General features: G+C 60.1%; 7 protein-coding genes. 4 read left to right on the top strand and 3 right to left on the bottom strand.

Annotated elements, in window-relative coordinates; genetic code table 11:
• Positions 1–240 (bottom strand): permease (locus tag BLW68_RS20635; RefSeq protein WP_177172302.1); only part of this gene is annotated, 240 nt, incomplete at its 3' end.
• A 111-nt stretch (positions 241–351) separates the two neighbouring features.
• Between BLW68_RS20635 and BLW68_RS20630 the strand changes: the two genes are divergently transcribed.
• Positions 352–666: an ArsR/SmtB family transcription factor gene (locus BLW68_RS20630; protein ID WP_020742476.1), complete on the top strand. Its 315-nt coding sequence runs from the start codon at positions 352–354 to the stop codon at positions 664–666.
• 134 nt (positions 667–800) lie between these two features.
• On the opposite strand, the gene BLW68_RS21515 is transcribed toward BLW68_RS20630, so the two are convergent.
• Both BLW68_RS21515 and BLW68_RS20625 read right to left on the bottom strand, forming a co-directional pair.
• Complete coding sequence (locus BLW68_RS21515) at positions 801–1004, bottom strand: hypothetical protein (protein ID WP_028624798.1); 204 nt, start codon at positions 1002–1004, stop codon at positions 801–803.
• Between the two features lie 69 nt (positions 1005–1073).
• Positions 1074–1679: a TetR/AcrR family transcriptional regulator gene (locus BLW68_RS20625; protein ID WP_092797148.1), complete on the bottom strand. Its 606-nt coding sequence runs from the start codon at positions 1677–1679 to the stop codon at positions 1074–1076.
• Between the two features lie 141 nt (positions 1680–1820).
• Here BLW68_RS20625 and BLW68_RS20620 point away from each other — a divergent pair, with 141 nt between their 5' ends.
• The 3 genes from BLW68_RS20620 to BLW68_RS20610 are packed head-to-tail and all read left to right on the top strand — an operon-like array spanning position 1821 to position 7804.
• Positions 1821–3023 carry an efflux RND transporter periplasmic adaptor subunit gene (locus BLW68_RS20620; RefSeq protein ID WP_092797146.1) on the top strand — a complete coding sequence of 401 codons (1203 nt, stop codon included), beginning with the start codon at positions 1821–1823 and terminating at the stop codon, positions 3021–3023.
• Positions 3024–3042: 19 nt separating this feature from the next.
• On the top strand, positions 3043–6210 hold the full coding sequence (locus BLW68_RS20615) for an efflux RND transporter permease subunit (protein ID WP_092797144.1): 3168 nt from the start codon (positions 3043–3045) through the stop codon (positions 6208–6210).
• 22 nt (positions 6211–6232) lie between these two features.
• Positions 6233–7804 carry an efflux transporter outer membrane subunit gene (locus tag BLW68_RS20610; RefSeq protein ID WP_050483201.1) on the top strand — a complete coding sequence of 524 codons (1572 nt, stop codon included), beginning with the start codon at positions 6233–6235 and terminating at the stop codon, positions 7802–7804.
• The last annotated feature ends 258 nt before the right edge of the window (positions 7805–8062 follow it).

The raw sequence follows: 8062 nt of genomic DNA, 5'->3' as shown, positions 1-8062 counted from the left end.
CCGAATCAACCCTTTCAACATGGGGATAGTCGAGCAACTACAGAAGGGCGTTATAGCTCCTAAACCAGCAGCAAGAAAATAGCCTCGCTTCCCACTGGAAGTCAGTAACGCTTCCACCTTGGATGGTGGGATGTGACGTTGAAGAACTCCGACCAGCAAGCTAATGCCAATGAATAAAACCGATAGCTCGATAGCGAGAAAGGCGAACATGCCTAGAGCGTCTTGGAGTTGAGATGACATTCAATATTACTCCTATATTTCTAGTATTGTCGAAATGATGTACGCAGCCTACTTGCGTTTATCCGACCTGTCAACTATAATTCTAGAAACATCGAATTATTGGGGCGTGCTATGGATCACGAAAAGGTTGCAGCCAGCTTAGCTGAGCTAGGGAATAGTCACCGACTGTCCGTGTTCCGCTTTCTGGTCAAAGCTGGCCATGATGGGGCTTCGGCCGGAGATATCCAGAAGGGGCTGGGTATTCCTGCTTCGACGCTATCACATCACCTTGCGCGCATGGCCAAGGTAGGGCTGATCCGGCAGGAGAAACATAGCCGCACGATTGTCTGTATACCCGAGTATGGGCACCTAGAGAATTTGATCGGTTTCTTACAAGAGGAATGTTGTGCAGGTGTCCGGATTGCGCATGAACCAGAACCGCTTTGACGCTTGCCCAGCTCTCGCTGTCCTCCCTAGTCAGCATCGCTATGAAGACTCAGGCGAAGGTGGAAACAGAAAATTGGCAGTAGAGTAGGCTGAAGAGGATCAATCAGATAATCCGCTGAGAAAGATTTTCTTCTTTACATCTTTGGCATTTTATCAACCAGAAATTCCGGATACCCAAAGTTATGAGCTTCAGCCAATTGTGCCGTGCGAATCTGCTGTGCCACGTCCATCTCAGGAATGGCGCCAGGGTAGGACTCGATGGCGAAGAAAAGACCCAGCGTCAGGCTTCCTTCCTGATACATGGTCGAGTATCCACGATGATTTTTGAAAGGGTTCATGGTCAAAATCCAAATAGGTGAATGGTCTGGGTCAAAGAGTCCGGCCTGCCGGTCGGCACCTTTGGGTTGTTACGGCTGCGCGGGAGAGGTGTCCCGCCGCAAGCCCGCCACCAGTACAAGAAATCCCTGCACGGCTTTTTCGGAAGCGGCGCGTGGGTCGTCTGCGCTGGCGATCCACAGCGATGCGCCCAGCAGCGCCCCGCTTATCAGGCGGGCCGTCGCCAGGGGATCGACGGGGCGTATGACTGCCTCCTCGATCAACTTCTGGAGGCTGCGGCGCGTATTCACGATGCACACGTTCTGGCTGGGCCACTGGGAGGGATCGCCCAGAACCGCTGGCCCGTCCAGCAGGACGATCCGCTGGACTTCGGGCTCGACGGCCATCTTGATGTAGCCAATGCACTCCTGAACGAAGCCGTCCCAGGTGGACTCCGCCTCCTCGACGATGACGGCCAGTCGGCCAAATATCTCTGCATCAATCTGGGCGATGACCGCCTCCAGCAGCCCTTTCTTTCCACCGAAGTGGTGATAGAGCGCTCCGCGCGTCAGTCCGGCTTGGGCCGTCAGCTCATCCATTGAACTGTCCGCATATCCCACGGTTGCGAACGCAGCGCGGGCGGCACTGATGAGCTTGGCCCGCGTTTCCTCAATCATCTCTGCACGCTTTTGTGCCATTAGGTCGTCCTCCGATTTTTCACATACGAAGTGTATGTAAATGATTGACATACGTTGCGTATGAGTGGATGATAAATGGCATACGTCACGTATGTCAAATTTTATCAACCGGGTTTCGCCATCCCTTGGAGACTGAAAACAATGAGCACATTGCCTTACCTTGCGGTCCTGCCTTCCTGGCGCCGCGCCTTGCCGTTAGCTGCGGCGAGCTTGCTGGCGCTGTCCCTAGCTGGCTGCAATAGCGACGCCGCCGACGCGGTCGCCGCCCCTCCACCCACGGTCAGCGTGGCACCTGTGTCGGTGCGCAAGATCGTCCAATGGGATGAGTTCAATGGCCGCGTCGAGGCGGTGGAAAGCGTTGCGCTGCGGCCACGTGTGAGTGGCTACATCGACAGGGTCAATTACGAAGAGGGCCAGATCGTCAAACGTGGCGACGTGCTGTTCGAGATTGACGCTCGCAGTTACCGTGCTGCTCTGGCTCGCGCGGAAGCAGACTTGGCCCGCGCCCGCACGCAGGCCGCACTGGCACGTAGCGAAGCGGCCCGTGCTCAAAAGCTGGCTTCGTTGCAAGCAGCCTCCACCGAGGAGTTGGAGCAGCGCCACGCCGCCGCCGATCAGGCCCAAGCCAACGTGCAGTTCGCCCAAGCCGCAGTCGAGACCGCCAAGTTGGATCTGTCGTTCACCCAGGTACGTTCGCCCATCACAGGCCGCGCCGGACGTGCACTGGTCACGGCAGGCAACTTGGTGAGTGCTGACGGCCAGGCCAGCATCCTGACCACCGTAGTCTCGCTGAACCCGGTGCACGTGCATTTTGATGTCGACGAGCGTACCTATCTGCGCTACGCCCACATGGCTCGCAACGGAGAGCGCCCCGACCAGCGCAGCGAAAGTATCCCGGTGCAGGTGGGCCTGGTCGGCGAGAACGGCTATCCACACGCCGGAAACGTGGACTTCGTGGACAACCGTGTCGATGCGGCCACCGGCACCATCCGCGCACGCGCCACCCTGGTCAATCCCGACGGCCTGCTTACGCCGGGCCTCTATGCCCGAGTGCGCCTGCCGGGTAGCGGCAGTTTCGAGGCCATGCTGATCGACGACAAGGCCATCCTGACCGACCAGAGCCGCAAGTACGTGTATGTGATCGATGAGAACAACACCGCCCAGCGCCGCGACATCACGCTGGGACGCAAGGCCGAAGGCCTGCGCATCGTCGAGGAAGGTCTAAATCCCGGCGACCGCGTGATCGTCAACGGCATCCAGAAGGTTTCTGTCGGCATGCCAGTGACGGCCCAGGACATTGAAATGGCGCCTGCAGGCCGACAAATCGCCCAGGCGAGCGAATGAGCGCGGAGAGCCAGCCATCATGAACTTTGCCCGCTTTTTCGTGGACAGGCCGATTTTTGCGGCCGTGCTGTCCATCATCATTTTCGTGGTTGGGTTGATCGCGATCCCGCTCTTGCCCGTCAGCGAGTACCCGGAAGTCGTGCCACCCACCGTACAGGTTCGCGCCACGTATCCTGGCGCAAATCCGCGCGAAATCGCCGACACGGTAGCCGCACCACTGGAGGCATCCATCACCGGCGTGGAAAACATGCTCTACATGAAGTCCGTGGCCGGTAGTGATGGCGTGTTGGTGCTGACCGTCACCTTCCGTCCTGGCACCGATCCCGACGACGCCCAGGTCAAGGTACAGAACCGTGTCGCCCAGGCAGAGCCGCGTCTTCCCGAAGCGGTGCGCCAGCAAGGTGTGGTGACCGTCAAACAGTTCCCCAACGAAACGCTGCTCGTGCAGTTGCGCTCGCCGGGCGATCGCTATGACGCGCTGTACCTGCGCAACTATGCCGTGCTCCATGTACGCGACGAGTTGGCACGCATCCAGGGGGTGGGCGATGCCACGATCAACGGCTCTGGCGACTACGCCATGCGCTTATGGCTGGACCCCGACAAAATTGCGGCGCTGGGTATGACCGCCGGCGATGTGGTCGAAGCCGTGCGCGAACAGAACGTCCAGGTCTCGGCCGGTCAACTAGGTGCGCCGCCCAACCCCTCGGGAAGCGACTTCCTCCTGTCCATCAATGCGCAGGGCCGGCTGGTGACGGAAGAAGAGTTCGGCGACGTCATCGTCAAGACCGGATCGCAGGGTCAGGTCACCCGGCTGCGAGATGTGGCGCGCGTGGAAATGGACGCATCCAGCTACTCGCTGATGTCGTTGCTCAACAACAAGCCTGCTGTCGCGATCTCTGTCTTTGAAGCCCCGGGCGCCAATGCCATCGAAATCTCGGATCAAGTCCGCGCGAAGATGGACGAGTTGGCCAAGCGCTTTCCCGAGGGAGTGGAATGGTCGGTGGAGTATGACTCAACTGTCTTCGTGCGTCAGTCGATCAAGGCGGTCGTCAACACTCTGCTGGAAGCCATCGGACTGGTGGTGCTGGTGGTGATCTTGTTCCTTCAGACTTGGCGTGCCTCCATCATCCCACTGCTAGCCGTGCCGGTGTCGGTGGTAGGCACCTTCGCCGTGCTGCTGATGCTGGGCTTTTCCATCAATACGCTCACGCTTTTTGGACTCGTGCTTGCCATCGGGATCGTGGTGGACGACGCGATCGTGGTGGTGGAAAACGTCGAGCGCAACATCGCCGAAGGGCTGGCGCCGCTGGCTGCGGCCCATCAGGCCATGCGCGAAGTCAGTGGCCCCATCGTCGCCATCTCGCTGGTGCTGTGCTCGGTATTCGTGCCTATGGCATTCCTGTCCGGCGTGACAGGGCAGTTCTACAAACAGTTCGCCGTCACCATTGCGATCTCCACGGTAATTTCGGCCATCAACTCGCTGACGCTGTCGCCTGCGCTGGCCGCGCGCCTGCTTCGCCCGCATGGTGCCGCGCCAGACCTGCCCACGCGGGTGCTGGATCGCAGTCTGGGCTGGATATTCCGGCCGTTCAACCGTTTCTTCCTGCGCAGCGCGGATGGCTATGGAAACAGCGTGTCGCGCATCCTCGGGCGGCGTGGTGCGGTGTTTCTCGTCTACATCGCGCTACTGGTGGCGACGGGAGCTGTGTTCAAGGCCGTCCCTGGCGGATTCATCCCCATGCAGGACAAGCTGTATCTCCTCGGTGTCATCCAGCTACCCGAGGGTGCATCCCTGGAGCGCACGGAAGCGCTGGTCCGCCGTGTGAGCGACATCGCGCTCAAGACCGATGGCGTCTACAACGCCGTGCAGTTCCCGGGCATGAACGCCTTGCAGTTGACCAACACGTCCAATAGCGGCCTAGTGTATTTCGTACTCAAGCCCATCAATGAGCGCAAGCACACTGCAACCGAGATTGCGGAACAGTTGAACGAGCGCTTCGCTCAGGAGCAGGACGGTCTGGCCTTTGCCATCATGCCGCCCCCTGTCATGGGGCTGGGCGCGGGTTCCGGGTTCTCTCTTTACGTGCAGGATCGCAACCGTGAGGGCTATGCCGCATTGCAGACGGCGACCACCGAGCTGGCGACGGCCATCTCGCAAGAACCGGGATTCCAATATCCGATCAGTTCCTATCAGGCCAATGTGCCGCAGCTTGACGTCGTAGTGGACCGCACCAAGGCGAAGGCACAGGGCGTGGCCGTGACCGATCTTTTCGATACGCTGCAAGTGTACCTGGGTTCGGCGTATGTCAACGACTTCACGCGCTTTGGCCGCACCTTCCGGGTGATGGCTCAGGCGGACGCACCGTTCCGCAGTTCTGTCGAGGACGTGGTCAAACTGCGCACCCGCAACGCCAATGGCGACATGGTGCCCATCGGCAGCATGGTGGACGTGCGCAAGACATTCGGCCCCGATCCCGTCATCCGCTTCAACGGCTATCCATCTGCCGACCTGATTGGTGAGTCAGATCCGCGTCTGGTGTCGTCATCGCAGGCATTGCAGCAAGTGCAATCCATTGCAGACAAGGTGCTGCCGCCAGGCATGCAACTGGAGTGGACCGACCTCAGCTACCAGCAGGTCACGCAAAGCAATACCGCGCTGGTGGTGTTCCCGCTGGCGGTACTGTTGGTCTTCCTGGTGCTGGCGGCACTGTACGAAAGCTGGACGTTGCCGCTGGCCGTCATCCTGATCGTGCCCATGAGCCTGTTGTCGGCCATGACGGGCGTGTGGCTCGCGGGTGGTGACAGCAACATTTTCGTGCAGATTGGCTTGATAGTGCTGATTGGTCTGGCCTCCAAGAATGCCATTCTGATCGTGGAGTTCGCCCGTGAACTTGAGCGCAAGGGGCACAGCATCCTCGATGCCGCGCTGGAGGCATCACGCCTTCGTCTGCGCCCGATCATCATGACTTCCATCGCCTTCATCGCTGGCGTGGTGCCGCTGATGGTCGGTTCCGGCGCAGGCGCGGAGATTCGCCAGGTTATGGGAGTGACTGTGTTCGCCGGCATGCTCGGCGTGACCTTGTTCGGTTTATTCCTGACTCCTGTTTTCTACGTCGCGTTACGCAGGCTCGCGACGCGCAAGCCACGTCGCCAGGCAAATGTCGCCATGGAGGCCACCCATGACTGACTCCACAAGGACTGATTCCGTCATGCTTCAAACGCCATCCCGCATCCGACCATGCCTACGTCGGATGCCACATCTGGTACTGCTCCCTTTGGTGGCGTTGACGCTGGCAGCTTGCGCAGTAGGGCCGAATTACAAGGCACCTGCCGCGCCCCAGGCAGTGACGTATGCCCGCCAAGACCCCGTTGCCGTGTCCCAGCTTGTACCGGAGGCCGATGCGCAATTCTGGCGGGAACTGGATGACCCGGTGCTGCACTCTTTGGTGGAGAATGCTCTTCACGCCAATCACGACATCCGCATAGCACTGTCGCGCTACGAGCAAGCCAGCGCACTGTCGCGCGAACGTCGCCAAGACTACTATCCGACGCTGGGCGCGTCCGGTGAAATCAGTACCCAGCGCGCCAGTGCTGCACAAGCACCGGATGCGTCCCGCTCCGACCGGGATAACGATCTGCATTCGGCTGGCCTATCCGTGATCTGGGAATTGGACTTCTTTGGCCGAGTGCGGCGCAGCGTGGAATCGCAGCGCGCCGAGACCGAGGCCAGCGCAGCCGACCTGGCGGGCGTACAAGTGGCTATGGTGGCCGAGTTGACCGACGCCTATTTCCGCTTGCGCGGCTTGCAAGTGCAATTACAGGTCGCGCGGGACAACGAAATCAACCAAGCCGATACGCTGCGGCTGATCGAGGTCTTGTTCGAGAACGGCCGGGGCACGTCGTTCGATGCCGACCGCGCCCGCACGCAATTGGCGCTGACACGCTCGCGCATTCCGCCGCTTGAAGCTGAGGCTGCTGTGGCCGCCCACCGCATTGCCGTGCTCACTGGCCGCACGCCTGCGGCGATGGCCGAAGTGCTGGATCACCCCGCAGCCTTGCCTGAGCTGCCCGCCCAGATCAACGCCGGTGCACCGGGCGATCTACTGCGTCGCCGTCCCGATGTGGCTGCGGCAGAACGTAGGCTGGCTGCGGCCACTGCGCGTATCGGCGTAGCCATGGCAGACCTGTTCCCTCGCTTTACGTTGGGAGGGCTGATCGGCACGCAGGCGTTGGGCTTTGGTTCGTTGTTCGAGCGTGATAGTGAAACGCGAATGATCTCGCTCGGTGTGGGTGGTTCCTTCCTAGACGTGGGCCGGGTGCGGTCGCGCATCGCGGCGGCCAATTCAGCCACTGCCGAAAACTTGGCGGTATACGAGCGCACGGTGCTGCGCGCCATGGAAGAAACCGAGAACGCGCTGGTACGCCTATCGCGCGCGCAGACCGAGAACGCCATGCTGGTACAGGCGACCGAGGCCAGCCGCCGGGCAGCCAAGACGGCTCGCCTGCAATTTGAGGGCGGCGCCATCCATGTTTTGGATGTGCTGGAGGCCGAACGTTCACGCTTGGAGTCCGAAGACTTGCTGGCACAAAGCGCCACCCGCAGGGCGACGGCGTTGGTGGCGGTCTACAAGACGCTGGCCGGCGGCTGGTCACACGCCTTGCCCGGACCGCAGGGCGAGGCAGTCGCGCAGCGCCACAAAAGCGGCGACAGGCCTGAACTGGATGAACTCGGTGAGATGAGCGGCTACAACGCTGCGACTCTCAAACGGCCTTTGTACTGACAACAGGAGGCGAAATGGAGATTCGACACTTACGCTGCTTTCTCGCTGTCGCCGAAGAACTACATTTCGCGGGTATACGGATTTAATGGTTGATGGGGCACCTTTACCCCACCAACCTGATACCATTATCAGATGGTTGATAGATCGACTCCGTAGTTGAGTTCCTCTGCGAAGTCCGGCAGTCCGTAACCGATGGTTTTCTTGTAGAAAGGAGAGACCTTCGCAGTCGGTGCCTTCTTCTTGTGCTTCGTGGTGTAG

It is taken from the genome of Rheinheimera pacifica, from assembly GCF_900108485.1.
In the GTDB taxonomy this organism is placed as follows: Bacteria; Pseudomonadota; Gammaproteobacteria; order Enterobacterales; family Alteromonadaceae; genus Alishewanella; species Alishewanella pacifica.
Note: the sequence above shows the minus strand (reverse complement) of the source record. Positions and strands in the feature narration are given on the sequence as shown.

Bases quoted from the DNA above. Each gene is read 5' to 3' on its own strand.
- BLW68_RS20630 (WP_020742476.1), top strand. From the start codon at position 352: ATGGATCACGAAAAGGTTGCAGCCAGCTTAGCTGAGCTAGGGAATAGT.
- BLW68_RS21515 (WP_028624798.1), bottom strand. From the start codon at position 1,004: ATGAACCCTTTCAAAAATCATCGTGGATACTCGACCATGTATCAGGAA.
- BLW68_RS20625 (WP_092797148.1), bottom strand. From the start codon at position 1,679: ATGGCACAAAAGCGTGCAGAGATGATTGAGGAAACGCGGGCCAAGCTC.
- BLW68_RS20620 (WP_092797146.1), top strand. From the start codon at position 1,821: ATGAGCACATTGCCTTACCTTGCGGTCCTGCCTTCCTGGCGCCGCGCC.
- BLW68_RS20615 (WP_092797144.1), top strand. From the start codon at position 3,043: ATGAACTTTGCCCGCTTTTTCGTGGACAGGCCGATTTTTGCGGCCGTG.
- BLW68_RS20610 (WP_050483201.1), top strand. From the start codon at position 6,233: ATGCTTCAAACGCCATCCCGCATCCGACCATGCCTACGTCGGATGCCA.